We start from the raw sequence: 17,234 nt of genomic DNA on the forward strand, positions 1-17,234 counted from the left end.
TGATTTTGGGGAATATTTTTTTGCAGGCATGAAAAAGCCCAATCTGTTCAGGTTGGGCTTAATCAGAGCAACTGGGTAATATTCTCAGGCGCGATTAGATAACCATCCAGGTATCGCAGTAGACGCCATCGGCCTTGCGATCAGATATCCCTGAACCTCATGACACCCCCACCCACTGACAAGCTCATACGTTTGAAGGGTCTCAACGCCCTCAGCCACAACGCGGTACCCCAACGAATGGGCAAGTTTGATAATGGTGCGCACCAGGCACTGACTCCTGGACTGCTGGACCAGGTTTTCAATCAGTGAACGATCCAACTTGACGACACTGGCGGGGAGCCGTTGCAGGTGCGACCAATTACTATAGCCCGTTCCGAAGTCATCAATGGCAATCCCGATGCCCAACGCACGCAGCTGATTGAGATGGAGCAGCACGCTGTCGAAGTCATCTATGCGGGCGCTTTCAGTCAACTCCACTTCAAGTAACCGAGGATCGAAATCAGCCTGTCGAACCCTGCGAACCAAAGCGTTTATGAATACTGAAGACTCAATATCCTGCACAGTTACATTGATCGACACCTTGAAATTCAAGCCCTGACGCTGCCACTGGGCAGCTTGGTCGATCGTGTTGTGCAAGACCCACAAACTGATCTGCCCCATTAGCGCTGTTTTTTCAGCCAGCGGTATGAACTCTGAAGGTCCAATTGCCCCAAGAAGCGGATGTTCCCAGCGCAGCAGCGCCTCAACCGACGTGCATTTTGCGGTGCCTATATCAATACGAGGCTGGTAGACCATTCTGAATTGTTCATCGCTGGCTATAGCCGTTGCAAGCGAGCTCAAGATAATAAAAGTGCGCTGCTGCACGGTGTCCAGTTTATCCTCGTAGTAACACCAGCCCACCATTCGATCTCGAGCATCGTCTGCGGCGCTGATCGCCAGACGTAAGCACTCATGCGGCGACTCACCTGCCCCCCCAAGTTTTAACAATCCCACACCGACGGTCATCTGCAACGGAATGTCGTGGCACAGCACCGGCGTAACGTAGTCATTGATAACAGCCTTGCTGACCGCTTCTGCAATTGGGTAAGGCAAAACAAGGCCGAACCGTGTAGGGCTGATTTTGTAAAGCGGGGATTCGGGTGGAACAATACTTAACAGGCGCTCCTTGATAGCCAACATCAACTCCAGGGAAAACTCATAGCCCAACGTCTTGACCACCTCGTTCAAAAAGTCGGGAGAAATGACATCAATCGCTACGATGCTACAGACGTCTGCGCGATTCTGAGCCTTGCCGATGTCGCTCTCAAGCCGAGCACGGTTATATAAGCCTGTGGCAGGGTCAACATAGTTTTCTGATCTGAGGGCAATGATTCGACTCATCACCAGTCCAGCCAAATGCCTGAGCATCGAGGCATCTTGCTCGCTCATCCGTGGCCTGGCTACGGTATCAATCACGCAGAGAGCGCCAAGACCCAAACCGTCGTCAGTGGTCAGGGGCGCACCCGCGTAATAGCGGATACCTGGAAGCCCGGTGACCAGGGGGTTGTCTTGAAAACGCAGATCGAGCGTCGCGTCCGGCACTTCGAGAAACTCATGCGAGTACAAGGTATGGGCACAGAACGATTCGCTGCGGGGCGTTTCATTGATACTCACTCCGACCTTGGCACGGAACCACTGTTTGTGTTCATCCACAATTGAAATAAGCACGATGGGTGCTCGGAAGTATTCAGCACAGAGCGCAACGATTTGATCAAACGTATCGTCGCGCTGATCGTCGAGCAGACACAGCTCTCGAATTCGCAGAAAACGACGTTGTTCAATGAGTGACAGATCTTCAGCGTGTTCCATCAAACTCTCAACGAAGGTAATGAGATAGAGGGGGTTTCTTTGACGTCGCGGGCAGAGGCTTCGAGCGGCGGGAACAGTACGGCCAACGGTTCCTGCCCTAAGCCACTTGAGTCGCGAACCTGCCCACCGCTTCGACTACTCGCTTGGCGCCATCCTGAATTTCAACAATGACCTGGCCTGCCTGCGTGGCAAGTTCAAGGCCTTGCTCCGCCTGGGACTTACTGTTTGCCATCTCAGCGACGGTTTGTTCCACCAGCTTCTGGTTCTGCAACACAACCGATGCGATTTCTTCAGTGGCGGTACTGGTGCGGCCGGCCAGTTGTCGAACCTCATCGGCTACCACGGCGAAGCCTCGCCCCTGCTCACCTGCGCGAGCAGCTTCAATCGCAGCATTCAATGCCAACAAGTTGGTTTGCTGAGCAATACTGCTGATCGTCTGAATGATCGAGCTGATCAACAACGACTGCTTGCCGAGCGCCTCTACCCCGCCGGAGGCAGCCTGCATATCACCCGCGACTTTACGCATCGTGTGCATCGTATCGTTGACGACGACGGCTCCTCGCTGAGCAGTAATATCCGTCTGCCGGGAGATCTCAAATGCAGTTTGGGCTGCCTCACTGACTTCCTGCTCACGAGCAACCTGATCGGTGATAACCGTCGCAAACTTGACGACCTTGCGCAGCGTTCCTTCGGTGTCATAAACCGGGTTATACGTCGCTTCCAGCCATACCGTCCTACCGCTACTGTCAACACGCTCGAATCGCCCAGCGACGAACTCACCCTTGTTCAACGTGGACCAGAACTCCTTGTATTTCTGCGACGACGCTTCCTCCGGCCTGCAGAAAATACGGTGGTGACTGCCCTTTGCCTGGCTCAGGTTGTAGCCCATCGCTTTGAGGAACTGCTCATTCGCCATGAGTACATGCCCGGAAAGATCGAATTCGATCACTGCCGTCGAACGAAGTAATGCATCGATGAAGGACGTGTTTTCCGACGCTTCTTCCACTCGGGAGGTAATGTTCGTGGCATGGCAGGTCACATGGCTCAACCTGCCATTTTCATCCTTTACCGGTTGCCAATGCGCGTGAAGCCACACCAGGGAACCGTCAGCGTGCAGGTATCTGTATTCATCAGAGATGGACTTACCCGCCGCTACCGCTGCTCGAAAGTTATGGAAGCACGGAAGCTTGGATACGTACTGCGGAACAACATCAGCCATGGCGCGACCCACGAGCCGGTCCTGGTTGTAGCCCAAGGCGTCTGCGAAATTCTCGTTACATGCGATAATTTTGAACGCCGGATCAATACTCAACGTCAGCATTTCGCGGTTCAGGCCATCGCGCAGTTGGCGCAGCTCCAACAGCTCTGCCGTCTGAGCGTGAAGCTGGTTCTTGAGTTTGGTATTGAACATGGGAAACCGCCTATAGGGTCATAGCAAGTCTATCGGCACCGCCTGCATGATATTGAGGCCGTTCGACGCAGATAAAATGATGCGACGTTAAAGTACCGGCCTGCGCGCCCGATGTGTCAAAGACGCCGTCCTGCCCAAACCTGGCATCCTAAGCCGCCGTGAAGAAAGCCACTTTCGCTGCAAGGCGATCCGCCAACTGCGAGAGTTCCCTGCTAGCGGTCGCAACTTGATGCGAGCCGGTGGCTGATTGCACGGTGGAGCCGTGAATACGGTTGATGTTTTGAGCGACATCGTCAGCCACGCCACTCTGCTGTACAGAAGCGCTGGCAATCTGCGCGTTCATATGACTGATGGCGCCCACCTGCTCGCTGATCCTGGCCAGTGCACTCTGCGCGCTGCGGGTTTGTGTGACGGTCTGGCTCGCCAGCTCGCAACTGTTGCGCATGGTTTGCGAGGCGGCTTCCGTCCCCGATTGCAGCGTGCTGATCATCTGCCGAATCTCCTCGGTTGACTGCTGGGTACGGTTGGCCAGCGAGCGCACTTCATCAGCGACCACCGCAAATCCACGCCCATGCTCCCCAGCCCTTGCCGCTTCAATAGCAGCGTTCAGCGCCAGCAGGTTGGTTTGAGCGGCAATGGAGTTGATGACATCGATCACCGACTCGATATTTTCACTGTATTGGGATACCTGATTTACGGTACCCGTGGTTTGCTCCAGCGTCATTGCCAGTTGCTCGATGGCAACAGCAGTACTTGCAACCAAACGATTACCGTTTTCCACTTCGATGTCAGCCAAGCGGGAAGCATCAGCCGCCTGCGCGGCATACCCGGATACTTCGCTGACAGTCGCGGCCATTTGCGTGATGGCTGCGGCTACCTGCTCGGCTTCGTGGGTTTGCAGGTTGATCTGGTCATTGTTGGTCGACGAGGTGGCAGACAATTGGATGGAGGAGTGATTGACCTCCTGGGCCGCCCTGCGCACTTGTTGAATAGTCTCTGCCAAGTGCACGAGAGCGTCTTTGAGCACCCCCATCACGCTCTTGGGGTAATCGGTTGAAATCGTCTGGTTCAGATCACCCGCCGCCAGACGCTCAATGGCTAATGCCACCTCAGTGGGCTCCGCGCCCAATGTCGATTTAACGAAGCGAATAATCACCGCCGATAGCGTGACGCTCAGCAGCAGGGCAATACCGGTCGCAATCAGCATCAGGGTACTGAACTGGCTGGCCGTTTCCTGCACCGCGCCGAGCTTGGCCTTGATGGATGCCTCTTCATAGTCAATCAGCGCATTCACGCGCTTTAACCACTCGCTGTAATCCAAAGACGTTTGACGCATCAGAAGCGCCTGGGCTCCCGGAATGTCCCCCGCTCGGCGCAGTGAGATGACCGCTTGGGTGGATTTCAGGGTTTGTTGTTCAATCTCCTTGATGGCGGTCAGCAGTCGAAGCTCTTCGCCCGTAACGTTTGCGCGTTCGAACAACTGATCCATTGGCGCGGCCGAGTCGGCGTAGGCTTTTTCCAGAGCGTTAATCTGCGACAAGTAGGTGTCCAGGTCAGGGTCGCTCGTCACCAGCACCGCATCCCGGATAGCAATGGCGCGGTTATGCACGCTGCCACGAAAATTGATGGCGTAGCGCTGCACCTTTGCCGCGTTTTCACTGACGTCGCCCAAGGTGGAATCGATGAACCCAACGCGCTGAATGCCGATGGCAGTGATCATCATCAGAAGCGCCAGGATGGCTGCAAAACTCAGCCCTATGCGTGTGGCCAACGAAAGCGTTTTCTTCATGGCTTACTCTGGAATATGCCCGTTATGGGACTGGATTGATGCGGATGACGCGAGGGGCGCGGTGAGCCAATCAGGCTGGTTGCGTTGAAGATACGTCGATGCCGGATAGCGAATCCATTGAGTATTACGCACTGCATTGATAGCTCGGTGCTATCACAGGGGCGTGGGTCAGGCTGGAAAAGAGCGGTTTTCGCAGAGTTCGAACTTCAGCTTCGTTTTCTCGGCTCTTCCTTGACCTCTGATGCTCTGTTGTCGAGTCGAATGTTCCGCGTGATCGCTTGCCCTCTCGTCACCCGATTTGGTTACAATCGTATAGGCATCTCAGGGTCTCGGGCACATGCATATTTCTTTATTTCGCGAGCGCGTTACGCGCCTGAACAAACGCCTGCGCCAAGAGGCGCAAAATCACCCCGATACTTGGTCGCAGATGCTGGTATTGAGCGCAATCGATCAAATGGACGGCATGGCAACGCCCTCGAAAATTGCCGAAGCGGAAAATATCCGCTCGTCCAACCTTGCCTCCCTGTTGAAGGACCTGGAGGCGCGAGACTTGATTACCCGTACGCCAGACACCGAAGACCGCAGACGTACCTGGATCGGCCTTTCGGAGCAAGGCCGATGCGTGTTGCAGGCAAGTCGTCAGCGCCGTGACGAGTGGCTTGCTGAAGCGGTAGACGCCTGTCTGACTGCCGGTGAACGCAAGCGCCTGGAAGCAGCCGGCTTGCTCATGGACAAACTCAGCAGCTATGGAAGCTCCGACTGGCGCTGAAGCTCGCTGTCGAATGCGCCCTAGGTAAAAATCCTGTTTTCGCACGTCATGCTCGCCGACGCGCATGTGTGCTCGAACTGCAACGGCGTTGCGGTGATATGTCCGCCAAGACTTTCAGCCGTTTCCGTCCCAGGCTCATCCGCGCATGCGTGCCTGCGCAATTGCAGCCAATGGTATTCCAGCCCACGCGGGTCATTTTCCGAACGAACCGACACCCCCTCCAAGCGGCCTCTGCCTTGCCGGGTTATTTTCAGTGGCAACACGGCACCGGGTGCGCAGCTCGGGAAATTGACGTTCAAGCAAACGTCTTGCGGCCACTGTTGGGCCATCAGTTGTTCAATCACGGGGGCGCCGTGGTTGAGTGCGTTTTCCCAGGGCACCGCGGTGCGATCCGTAAACGCCTGGCTCAGTGCGATGGACGGGATACCGAACAGTAACCCCGTCATCGCCGCTCCGACGGTACCCGAGAATACCGTTTCCGTTCCCAGGTTCGCCCCGCGATTCACGCCGGATAAAATCAGGTCAGGCTTGTCGTGACTGAGCAAATGCCCAAGCGCCAGGGCTATGCAATCAGCGGGGGTTCCGGTAACCGCAAACCTGCGTGTTCCCTGGTAACTCAGCCGCAAGGGAGCATGCAGACTCAATGAATGTGACGTGCCGCTTTGGTCAAGTAACGGTGCGACGACCCACACTTCATTCGCTAATTGGCAGGCAATGCGTTCAAGTACCTTGAGCCCTGGGGCATCAATACCATCGTCGTTGGTGAGAAGGATTCGCTCAAATCGATGACTCTTCGCCATGGTCATGCCCCGTCGATGCTGCCGCAGGAGGCGCTCGGATTGGCGCCTTCGAAGGCATAATTACCTATATTTAAATAGTTATCTACTTATAGGTATGAAAACAGGCCTGCCTTCGCTCACCAAGGCTTACGGGAAAAGTCACTGGTTTCAGAACCGGCCGCTCGCACTGGCCACCGGCGCCGGGTGCAGTCATCCACCCATTTTCCGGGTTGATTGCACGGGCGCTGTCGGCGTCGTTTTCGACAATGAAGACAGGTTTTCTTCACACAAAGAAGTCCCTTGATGAAACCTTGATAATTCACACACCGTTTATTGAAAGTCCGCTGCCAGTATTGCCCTACGCCCGACTTCCGCGAACCGACCCTATGCCGACCACCGTACCGCTGTCCAAGCCTGTCAAGCTGCCTGAACGCCTCGGCGCGGTGTTGCTGCTGGTCGGCACGCTGGCCGGCTGCTCGCTGGCGCCGGAGTACCAGGCGCCCGTGCTGCCGGTGCCGCAGACCCTGCAAGGCGAACCTTCGACGGGCACGCCCTCCTCCATGACCGGTGAGGTCGAGGGGCTTTCCGAGGAGGAGCGACAATTGCTGGCCGGCCTGGATTCATCGGCGCAGTTGCCGCATCGGGTTGAACAAGCCCTGAACTACAATCGCGACCTGCGCCTGGCATTGCTGCGTGTCGAGCAAGCCCGTGCCCAGTACGGCATTTCCCGCGCCGATCGCCTGCCCACCGTGGCCCTGGGCCTGCAACGCAACCGCCAGCACTTGCACGACAAGGCCGCCGACGAACGTTATGGGCAAGACATCGCGGTGGCGTCCGTCGGCGTATCGGACTTCGAGCTGGATTTTTTCGGCCGGGTCCGCAGCCTGTCCGAGGCGGCGCAGCATGACTACCTGGCCACACGCTACGGGGCTTTGGCGGCGCGCAAGGCACTGATCGTTGAAGTGGCGCGCCTATATTTGCAAGAGCGCTTGCAGGCAGGCGTGCAGTCCGACACGCAGTCTATTCTCGACAACCAGAACCTGCTGCTGAGCGTACTCGACGGCCAGCAAAAGGAAGGCCTCGTCGCCCAGGACACGGTCGACACCCGACGCATGGAGGTTCGGCGTGCCGCCCAGCAATGGCAGGACGCAAGCGCCGACCACGCGCGTGCACAGCAGGCGCTGGCATGGGTGACCGGCTACCAGGCCGCGCCTTCGACCGCTACCGCGACAGACCCCGCAATTGACTTGGATACCCCGCCCTGGCTGATCGAACTCTCGTCCCAACGACTGTTGCAGCGCTTCGATGTGCGCCAGTGTGAAGAAGCCCTGCGCGCATCGAACGCCAATATTGGCGCCGCGCGTGCGGCGTTCTTCCCCTCGATCACCTTGAGCACCGGTGCCGGCATCGCCAGCCCGCGCTTGAGCAACCTGTTTTCATCCGGCAGCGGCGCCTGGCTGTTCACCCCGCAACTGAACCTGCCGCTGTTCGACGGTGGCCGCAACCAGGCCAACCTGGACCTGGCCACCGCTCGCCAAGAGTCCGCCGTCGCCCAATACGAAAAGACCGTGCAGGACGCCTTCCGCGAAATCGCAGACCTGTTGAGCCAACGACAACAAGCGCTGGCCAACGCCACCACGCAGATCGATCTGGCGGCGTTGACCGCATTAAAAGCCAAGCGTCTCGACCAGCAGATTGCCGCGGGTGCGGCTGCGCGTTCGGAGCTCTCGGCCGCGGCAATTCGCCTGGCTGAATCGGACATTGAATTGCGCAAGGCCACCTACCAATTGTTGTTCAACCGCCTCGCGCTGTATCGCGCGCTGTCCGGCGCACCGCTATTTTCCTCCGCTGAAAGGGTTTCACCATGAGCTTGACCATTGCCCCGACCCGTACCGTGCTGTGGGGCGCCGCCTTGATGGCCTGCACGCTCGCGATCCCGGCACAGGCGGCCGACGCCAGCCCGGCAGCCGACAAGACCACCGCCACCCTGGGCCTTGGCATGGGGGTCACACCGCGCTACATGGGCGCCGACCGCTACCGCGCGCTCGTGCTGCCGATGTTCAGCATCCAGCGCGGCGCGCTGTTCGCCGACACCACCCGAGGCCTCGGTGTGCAGTTTCAATCCGACAGCGGCTTTGGCGCCAGCGCGGCGATCAACTACGACCTGGGCCGTAAGGAAAAAGACAGCAGCAGCCGCCCGGGCGACCGCGAGCTGAACGGCATGGGCGATATCAACGGCGCCACCGTCGCCGACTTCACCCTCAGCCAGCAGCTGTTTGACTGGCTGTCGGTCAGCGGCGAAGCCGAACTGCGCATGGCCGGCGAACACCGTGGCAACCGCTACCGCTTTGGCCTGGAAGGCATCCTGTTGCATACCGACAGCGACACCCTGTCCCTGGACATCGACGCCCATGCCGGCGACGGCCGCTACAACCAGACTTTCTTCGGCGTCACCCAGGCGCAGAGCCAGCGTTCGCTCTATGGCAAATACAACACCGATGCAGGCATCTATGCCTATTCCGCCGCCTTGAACTGGCAGCACAGCCTGGACGCGCACTGGTCGACGCTGGCCAGCCTGACGCTGACCCAGTACGCCGACCAGGCCCGTAACAGCCCGCTGATCCAGCGTGAAAGCGCCGGCCTGGGCATGTTCGCCATCAACTACACCTTCTGATAACGAGGCGCCAGGCATGCAGGGTTTTGCTCAGTTGTTCCGTCCTTGGGACCGTTCCCTGATGTTCGGCGTTGTCTGCCTGATGATGGCGGCCTGTTCGCGCGAGGAAGCGGTGCCGGAGCCGGCCGTAAGGTCCGTCAAAGTCGCCACCGTGCACGCTACAGAGGTCGACGCTGCGCCGTTGACCGGTGTGGTGCGCCAACGCCAACGCGCGGCCCTGGCCTTCGAAGGCGCGGGGCGATTAATGGCGTTGAACGTCGACGTCGGCGATGCCGTAAAACAAGGCCAGGTGCTGGCGAGCCTGGACACGTCGGCCGTGCGGTTACGCCTGAAACAAGCGCAGGCGGCTTTGTTCGCCAGCGTGGCGCAAACCGGCGAGCGCAAGCGCAACAAGCTGCGCCAGCAACAGCTTTACGCCCAGGGCAGCGTTGCGGCCAGCGCCGTGGAGCAAGCCGAAGCCGCGTGGCAGGCCGCCGTTGCACAGCAGGCCGCCGATGAAGCGGCGCTGGACCTGGTACGCCGCGATCAACGCCAGGGCCAACTGATCGCGCCGTTTGATGGCCGCGTCGTGGCCCGGCCCGCGCAGTTGTACAGCGAGTTGTCGCCCGGCCAAGGGGTGATGGAACTGGAGGCCGGCGGCGCGTTGCAGGTCATCGTGCAAATTCCGATGGAACAGGCCGCCGGCCTCAAACCTGGCGACCACGCCGCCGCCAACGACCCGGCAGCGCCCGGCTCAACCCTGCCGCTGGTGCTCGAAGGTTTGTCGACGCGCGCGCAGAACGGCCTGTTGCAAAGCGCGCGTTTTCGCCTGGACGCCCGCGCGCTCGCGCTCCCCAGCGGCGTGAACCTCAACGTGCGATTGGCGGCGCCTGCCGCGCGCGCGCTGTCGATTCCGACCCAGGCGCTGCGTATGGGCGGCGACGCCAGCCAGGTGCAGGTGTTCGTCTATGACCCTGCCCAGGGCAAGGTCGCCCTGCGCGATATTACGATCGGCCTGATCGACCAGGGCCGTGTCGCCATCGACGACGGCCTCAAGGACGGCGAGCAAGTGGTCGTCACCGGCGTGGCGTTCCTCACCGACGGCCAGCCCGTCAACCTGCTCTCGCCCTCCAGCCGTTTGAGCACGCCCGAATGATCAACCTGACCCGTCACGCCCTGGGCGCGAGCCGCCTGACCTTATTCACCGCCCTGCTGATCCTGCTCGCAGGCGTGGCTACATTCCTGAGCTTCCCGACCCAGGAAGAGCCCTCGGTGACGATTCGCGATGCGCTGGTGAGCATCCAATTCCCCGGCCTGCCCAGCGAACGCGCCGAAGAGTTGCTGGCCCGGCCTACCGAAGAAAAGCTGCGCGAGCTGTCGCAGATCAAAAACATCGTGACCACCGTCCACCCCGGCAGCGTGATCATCCAGGTGACGGCCCGCGATGAGATCAAGGACCTGGGCGTGCTGTGGCAGCAGGTACGCAATAAAGTCGCCGAGGCCGGTGCCAGCTTTCCACCGGGCACCCAGGGGCCGTTTGTCGACGATAATTTCGGACGCGTCGCCGTCGCGTCCATCGCCGTCACCGCGCCCGGCTACAGCATGAGCGAGATGCGCGGGCCGTTGAAGCGCCTGCGTGACCAGTTGGGCGGCTTGCCCGGTATCGGCCAGGTGACATTGCACGGCCTGCAAGACCAGCAACTGTCGATCGACATCAACCCACAGCGCCTGGCGGGGCTGGGCTTGTCCCCCCAGCAGCTGTTCCAACAACTGCAGCAACAGAACGTATTGGCGCCTGGCGGTATTGCCGACATTGGCGGGCAAATCACCACGCTAACCGTAACCGGCGAAGTGCTCAGCCTGGAGCAACTGCGCCAGTTGCCGATCCAACTGCCCGGCGCCGACGGCACCGCGCAATCGGTGGCGCTCGGCGCCATTGCGCAGATCTCGGTGATGGCGGCCGACCCGCCCCAGACCGCGGCGGTCTATCAAGGCCAGGACGCCGTGGTGCTGGCAGTGTCCATGGCGCCCGGACAAAACGTGCACCAATTCGGCGTGGCATTGCGCGCGCGTTTGGCCCAGTTGGAACAGCAACTGCCGTTGGGCTTCAGCGCCCATATGGTGACGTTCCAGGCGGATGTGGTCGATCAGCAGATGGCCAAGATGAAACACGTGATGATCGAGACGGTGGTCATCGTCATGGCCGTGGTCATGCTGTTCCTGGGCTGGCGCACCGGGCTGGTGGTGGGCGCCATTGTGCCGCTGACCATCCTCGGTACGTTGATCGCCATGCGCATGCTCGGGGTCGAGCTGCAAACCGTGTCGATTGCCGCAATCATCCTCGCGCTCGGTTTGCTGGTGGACAACGGCATCGTGATCGCCGAGGACATCGAGCGCCGGCTCCACGCCGGTGAAGATCGGCGCCAGGCCTGCGAGGACGCCGGACGCACCCTGGCGATTCCGCTGTTGACCTCGTCCCTGGTGATTGTGCTGGCGTTCTCGCCGTTCTTTCTCGGCCAGACCAGCACCAATGAATACCTGCGCTCATTGGCTGTCGTGCTGGCGCTGACGCTGCTCGGCTCCTGGTTGTTGAGCATCACGGTCACGCCGCTGTTGTGCCTGTATTTTGCCAAAGCTGCCCCTCAGGACACGGCAGAGGACAGCTATGACAGCGGTTTTTACCGAGGCTACCGGGCGGTCATCGGCCGCGTGCTGCAACACAAAGCGCTGTTTCTGATGGCCATGCTGATGTTACTCGCCGCCGCCATCTTCGAACTGATGCGCGTACCCTATGACTTTCTGCCTCAGTCGGACCGCTTGCAGTTCCAGGTGCCTATCAGCCTGGAACCCGGCAGCGGCTCGCGCAAGACCTTGCAAAGCGTGCGCGAGATCAGCCTGTGGCTGAGCAAGGAACCCCAGGTAGCCGACAGTATCGGCTACGTCGGCGATGGCGGGCCGCGTATCGTGCTGGGCCTCAACCCGCCGTTGCCGGCACCGGAAACCGCTTACTTCACTGTCAGCGTCAAGGCCGGTACGGATATCGATGCAGTCATCGCCAATATGCGTCGCTATCTGCTCAAGCACCACCCGGAACTGCGCGCCGAGCCCAAGCGTTTTTCCCTTGGCACTACCGAGGCCGGTGTGGCGATCTATCGCGTGCTGGGCCCGGACGAGCAGGTATTGCGCAGCCTGGCCGGCCAGATCGAAAAAGCACTGCGGGAAGTGCCGGGGACACTGGATGTACGCGATGACTGGAGCACACGTCTGGCACGTTATACCGTAGAGGTCGATCAGCACAGTGCGCGCCGCGCCGGTGTCGACACCCAAGCCATTGCCCAGGCCTTGCAGCTGCACTTCGGCGGCATTCAGGTTTCGTCATTGCAGGACAACCAGACCCGCGTCCCGCTGGTGGTGCGCGAGCCAGCGACGCCAACCGATATCTCGCCGGATCTGCGCGGCATCCTGGTCTACCCGGCCGACGGCTCGACACCCGTGCCGTTGGCGACCGTTGCGCGCATCGTCGCGGCCAGCGAACCCTCGACGCTGATGCGGCGCAATCAGGAACGCGCCATCACTGTGGTCGGGCACAACCCGTCGTTGACGGCAACCTCCATCGTCGAGCAGTTGGCACCGCAGGTCGCGGCACTGCCCCTGCCGCCGGGATATCGCATTGAACTGGGCGGCGAAATCGAAGACTCGGCGGACGCCAACCAGGCATTGCTGCAATACCTTCCCCACGCGCTGATCGCCATGCTGTTGCTGTTCGTCTGGCAGTTCAATTCGTTTCGCAAACTGCTGATTGTGGTCTCGGCGATCCCCTTCGTCCTGATTGGCGTGGCCGTAGCGCTGCTTATCACTGGTTACCCGTTCGGCTTCATGGCCACCTTCGGGCTGTTGTCACTGGCGGGGATTATCGTCAACAACGCCGTGCTGTTGCTGGAGCGTATCGAGGCGGAACTGCACGATGGCCTGCCGGTGTACGAGGCGGTGGTGAATGCCGCCGTGAAACGCCTGCGCCCCATCGTCATGACCAAACTGACCTGCATTATCGGACTGGTGCCGCTGATGCTGTTTGCCGGGCCACTGTGGGAAGGCATGGCGATCACGCTGATGGGCGGCCTGGCGCTGGGCACGTTGGTCACCCTGGGGTTGATCCCCGTGCTGTACGTATTGCTGTTCACACCGCGTAAACATTCACACACCAAGGCGACCACACCATGATTTTTTCGTTGAAGGCAAAGCGCAACCTCAAGCGCGTAACCCTCGGGGCCGCGCTGCTTGGCGCGCTGTCGCCGAGTATCGGTGCTCAAGCCTCCGCGTTCGTCCATCCGGGCCTGTTGCAGACCGAGCAGGACTTTATACGCATCCGCGAAAAATTGGCCAACCACAACCAGCCGTGGCTGGCCGGTTGGCAGAAGCTGATCGCCAACCGTCATGCATCACTGGCCTGGAACCCGAGCCCGGTCGCGGTGGTGTATCGGGGTGCGGATGGCCAGCATCCGGAAAACTACGCCAGGTTATTCAACGACGCCGCCGCCGCGTACGCCTTGGCCCTGCGCTGGCAGCTCTCGGGCGATCCCGTGTATGCCGACAAAGCCGTAGCGATGTTGAACCAATGGTCCACCACCCTGACGGCGATTGAAGGCACGTCGGACCGTTTCCTGGCATCAGGCCTGTACGGTTACCAACTCGCCAATGCCGCCGAAATACTGCGCGGTTATCCAAAGTGGAAGGCGGCGGACTTTCATCGGTTCCAGAGCATGATGCTCACGGTGTTCTACCCGATGAACCATGATTTCCTGGCGCATCACAATAACGCGCTGGTCGACCACTATTGGGCGAACTGGGACCTGGCCAATATGAACTCGATGCTGGCAATTGGCGTACTGACCGACCGCCGCGATATCTATGAAGAAGCGGTCAACTATTTCAAACACGGCGCCGGCAACGGTTCCATTGAACACGTGGTGTGGAAGCTCTACGGCAATGGCCTGGGCCAGGTCCAGGAGAGCGGACGTGACCAGGCGCACACCCTGCTCGACATCGCCTTGCTCGGCAGCTTCTGCCAAATGGCCTGGAGCCAGGGCGACGATCTGTTTGGGTACCAGAACAACCGCGTGCTGCAAGGCGCCGAGTATGTGGCCAGGTATAACCTGGGCCAGGACGTGCCTTTCACCCCCTTTATCAACAGCAGTTTCAAGCAAAGTGTCATCTCGGCAGAGCATCGCGGCGACATCCGGCCGATCTGGGAACTGCTCTACAACCATTATGTGCTGCTTAAAGGCCTCAAGGCGCCGAACGTGAAAGCCTTCGCGCATAAGGTCCAGGTGGAAGGCGGTGGCGGCGATTACGGTCCGAACAGCGGTGGCTTCGATCAGTTGGGGTACGGAACCTTGCTGTATTCGTTGGGCGAATAGGGTTTGTCAGGAAGCGAACTGGCGCCCTGAACATCCATCAATGCGCCCTCACGGCAACCACGCTCCAGGCATCCATAAATCTCGAATGCTGCGGCTCTAGTCCGAGCTATGTACGACGACCAGCAACTCTGCTTGCTCGTCGGAAACGGAGCGCAGTCGGTGAGATTTCTGAGCATTGAAATGCAGGGCGTCGCCTTCATCCAGCGTCTGGCGCTCGTTACCGAAATCAACTTCGACACGACCACGCACCACATAGATGAATTCCTCCCCCAGATGCTCCTTGAAGGCAGAGTGGCCGAATGAGCGCGGCGGGTAGACCAGAAATGGCAGCAACGCCCGATGCCCGATATGCCGCGCCAGCGGTACATGAGCTGGGGGTAGACCGCCATCAATGGCTTCGCGCGGCTGACGTCGCACCAGACTGTAGCCTTCGGCGGGCACCGCTTCGGTGCTGAACAGTTCCTCGGCTTGCGCATTCAAGGCCTTCGCCAGTTTGAGCGCCACAGCAATAGAGGGCGAACTTACACCCCGCTCCACCTTCGACAGGTAGCTCTTGGTCAATCCGGTTTGCCCGGCCAGTTGCTCCAGGGTTATTCCCATCTTCTTGCGCAAAATTCTCAGCTGTACCGCCATCGAACGCTATTCCTTGAAAAATAATGACACGCGGGTTGCAAATGACACAATGTGTCATTACGATCACAATGTGTCCTGGAGAGTCGTTGCAGAGACTCTTTGGCAATTTGAGCTGTTTTAAACCAGGTACTGACCATGACCACGACCCTGCAGACCCCGAAGGATCAGCTCGTCGCCCTTGCTGAGAAGCAAATGGTGACGGCACTGATCGATAACGAATATACCCCGAGACAGAAGCTTGCACTGACTTGCCGAATTCTTTTTGACGGCGGACATGATTCGGGACTGGCCGGGCAGATCACCGCCCGTGCCGAAGTACCGGGCACTTATTATACGCAGCGCCTGGGCCTGGGTTTTGACGAGATCAGTGGCTCGAACCTGCTGGTGGTCGATGAAGACCTCAAAGTACTCAAGGGCCAAGGCATGGCGAACCCGGCCAATCGCTTCCACAGCTGGCTTTACCGGGCTCGCCCGGATGTGAATTGCATCATCCATACACACCCTCTGCACAGCGCCACACTGTCAATGCTGGAAGTGCCGCTCGTGGTTTCCCATATGGACATCTGCCCGCTGTACGACGACTGCGCCTTTCTCAAGGATTGGCCGGGTGTTCCGGTGGGCAATGAAGAAGGCGAGATCATTGCAACGGCGATCGGTGACAAGCGCGCCATCCTGCTTTCTCACCATGGTTTGCTGATTGCAGGCAGCTCAATTGAAGAAGCCTGCGTGCTCGCGCTGCTTTTTGAACGGGCGGCCAGGATGCAGTTGCTCGCTATGAGCGCAGGGGAAATCCGCCCCATTCCCGAAGCGCTGGGCAAAGAAGCTCACGATTGGATCTGCACCCCGAAACGCCACGGCGCCGCATTCAGTTACTACGCCCGGCGTGCACTGCGTGCCCACGGCGATTGCCTGGCCTGATCATCCTTACATCATAAAAACTGCAAAGGTGCCTTGTATGTCTACTTCCATAATTCGTGGCGTTATCGGTTATACCATCACCCCATTCGCGGTTGACGGTTCACTGGACCTGGTTGCCTTGGGGCAGTCGATCGACAAGCTGATCGCCTCCGGCGTGCATGCCATCGCACCGCTGGGAAGCACCGGGGAAGGCGCCTATCTTTGCGATCAGGAATGGGAAGCGGTGGTCCGCTTCAGCCAAGAGAAAATCGCCGGCCGAGTACCCACAGTGGTCAGCGTTTCGGACCTGACCACCGCACGCACCGTACAGCGTGCCCGATTGGCTGAGTCGTGTGGGGCTACCGCTGTGATGGTGCTTCCAGTCTCTTATTGGAAGTTGACTGACACGGAGATTGTCGATCATTACAAAGCAGTCGGCGCGGCCATCAGCATTCCTATCATGCTCTACAACAACCCAGGCACCAGCGGCACGGACCTGTCGGTCGATCTGATCCTGCGCATCCTGAAAGAAGTGAAGAACGTCACCATGGTCAAGGAGAGCACTGGCGACATTCAACGCATGCACCGACTGTTCAAGGCCACCGATGGTCAAGTGGCCTTCTACAACGGCTGCAATCCGTTAACCCTGGAGGCATTGGTTGCCGGTGCGAGCGGTTGGTGTACCGCCGCCCCCAACCTTATTCCGGAACTGAATCTGGCGCTGTGGGATGCCGTGCAGAGTGGAAAACTGGAAGAAGCCCGCACGCTGTTCTATCGCCAGTACGAAATACTCGAATACATCACTCGTCGCGGCCTGCCGACCACTGTCAAGGCAGGTTTAAGGATGCAGGGCCTTGACGTCGGCGCCCCCCGCCTTCCGCTTCAACCGCTTGATGCCACAGCCAGCACTTACCTGAAAAAGCTGTTGGACGAGTTGGCAGCCTAACTCGTGATCGAAACGACAAACGAAAAGTTCGCCACCCGCCATGCAGCGCACGTTCATAAAGGTGATTGCGAGGGCGGTCGCCTTGAATCTAT

Annotated in this window: 12 protein-coding genes and 3 pseudogenes; 8 read left to right on the forward strand and 7 right to left on the reverse strand. The window is 59.3% G+C overall.

What is annotated here, in order from left to right:
* Positions 1–84: 84 nt before the first annotated feature.
* The 5 genes and pseudogenes from MRY17_RS16420 to MRY17_RS26670 form a co-directional block, all read right to left on the reverse strand.
* Positions 85–1,848 carry a putative bifunctional diguanylate cyclase/phosphodiesterase gene (locus MRY17_RS16420; protein ID WP_243352506.1) on the reverse strand — a complete coding sequence of 588 codons (1,764 nt, stop codon included), beginning with the start codon at positions 1,846–1,848 and terminating at the stop codon, positions 85–87.
* 97 nt (positions 1,849–1,945) lie between these two features.
* Positions 1,946–2,383, reverse strand: coding sequence for a methyl-accepting chemotaxis protein (locus MRY17_RS26655; RefSeq protein ID WP_244653295.1), 438 nt, complete (start codon positions 2,381–2,383; stop codon positions 1,946–1,948).
* Between the two features lie 99 nt (positions 2,384–2,482).
* A pseudogene (locus MRY17_RS26660) lies at positions 2,483–3,259 on the reverse strand (PAS domain-containing protein); the annotation flags it as partial.
* Positions 3,260–3,407: 148 nt separating this feature from the next.
* A pseudogene (locus MRY17_RS26665) lies at positions 3,408–3,935 on the reverse strand (methyl-accepting chemotaxis protein); the annotation flags it as partial.
* A 603-nt stretch (positions 3,936–4,538) separates the two neighbouring features.
* A pseudogene (locus tag MRY17_RS26670) lies at positions 4,539–5,048 on the reverse strand (MCP four helix bundle domain-containing protein); the annotation flags it as partial.
* A 337-nt stretch (positions 5,049–5,385) separates the two neighbouring features.
* On the opposite strand from MRY17_RS26670, the gene MRY17_RS16440 reads away from it, so the two are divergent.
* Positions 5,386–5,817, forward strand: coding sequence for a MarR family winged helix-turn-helix transcriptional regulator (locus MRY17_RS16440; protein WP_181285434.1), 432 nt, complete (start codon positions 5,386–5,388; stop codon positions 5,815–5,817).
* 20 nt (positions 5,818–5,837) lie between these two features.
* Here the strand turns inward: MRY17_RS16440 and surE are convergent, their stop codons facing one another.
* Complete coding sequence (gene surE, locus MRY17_RS16445; protein WP_191952081.1) at positions 5,838–6,617, reverse strand: 5'/3'-nucleotidase SurE; 780 nt, start codon at positions 6,615–6,617, stop codon at positions 5,838–5,840.
* 365 nt (positions 6,618–6,982) lie between these two features.
* Between surE and MRY17_RS16450 the strand changes: the two genes are divergently transcribed.
* The 5 genes from MRY17_RS16450 to MRY17_RS16470 are packed head-to-tail and all read left to right on the forward strand — an operon-like array spanning position 6,983 to position 14,666.
* Positions 6,983–8,464 carry an efflux transporter outer membrane subunit gene (locus MRY17_RS16450; RefSeq protein ID WP_243352507.1) on the forward strand — a complete coding sequence of 494 codons (1,482 nt, stop codon included), beginning with the start codon at positions 6,983–6,985 and terminating at the stop codon, positions 8,462–8,464.
* On the forward strand, positions 8,461–9,270 hold the full coding sequence (locus MRY17_RS16455; RefSeq protein WP_243352508.1) for a MipA/OmpV family protein: 810 nt from the start codon (positions 8,461–8,463) through the stop codon (positions 9,268–9,270). The genes MRY17_RS16450 and MRY17_RS16455 overlap by 4 nt, the downstream gene beginning before the upstream one ends.
* Before the next feature lie 16 nt (positions 9,271–9,286).
* Positions 9,287–10,405, forward strand: coding sequence for an efflux RND transporter periplasmic adaptor subunit (locus MRY17_RS16460; protein WP_243352509.1), 1,119 nt, complete (start codon positions 9,287–9,289; stop codon positions 10,403–10,405).
* Positions 10,402–13,470, forward strand: coding sequence for an efflux RND transporter permease subunit (locus tag MRY17_RS16465; RefSeq protein ID WP_243352510.1), 3,069 nt, complete (start codon positions 10,402–10,404; stop codon positions 13,468–13,470). The genes MRY17_RS16460 and MRY17_RS16465 overlap by 4 nt, the downstream gene beginning before the upstream one ends.
* Entirely contained in the window at positions 13,467–14,666 is a 1,200-nt protein-coding gene (locus MRY17_RS16470; protein WP_243352511.1) for an alginate lyase family protein, read from the forward strand. The genes MRY17_RS16465 and MRY17_RS16470 overlap by 4 nt, the downstream gene beginning before the upstream one ends.
* A gap of 96 nt (positions 14,667–14,762) precedes the next feature.
* Here the strand turns inward: MRY17_RS16470 and MRY17_RS16475 are convergent, their stop codons facing one another.
* Positions 14,763–15,299: a helix-turn-helix domain-containing protein gene (locus tag MRY17_RS16475; RefSeq protein WP_181285436.1), complete on the reverse strand. Its 537-nt coding sequence runs from the start codon at positions 15,297–15,299 to the stop codon at positions 14,763–14,765.
* A 135-nt stretch (positions 15,300–15,434) separates the two neighbouring features.
* On the opposite strand from MRY17_RS16475, the gene MRY17_RS16480 reads away from it, so the two are divergent.
* The gene (locus MRY17_RS16480) at positions 15,435–16,217 is read left to right on the forward strand and encodes an aldolase (protein ID WP_191955780.1); all 783 of its coding nucleotides are present in this window, start codon (positions 15,435–15,437) and stop codon (positions 16,215–16,217) included.
* A gap of 37 nt (positions 16,218–16,254) precedes the next feature.
* Positions 16,255–17,142, forward strand: a complete 888-nt coding sequence (locus MRY17_RS16485; protein ID WP_243352512.1) for a dihydrodipicolinate synthase family protein — start codon at positions 16,255–16,257, stop codon at positions 17,140–17,142.
* Positions 17,143–17,234: the final 92 nt, after the last annotated feature.

It is taken from the genome of Pseudomonas orientalis, from assembly GCF_022807995.1.
GTDB classification, from domain to species: domain Bacteria; phylum Pseudomonadota; class Gammaproteobacteria; order Pseudomonadales; family Pseudomonadaceae; genus Aquipseudomonas; species Aquipseudomonas orientalis_B.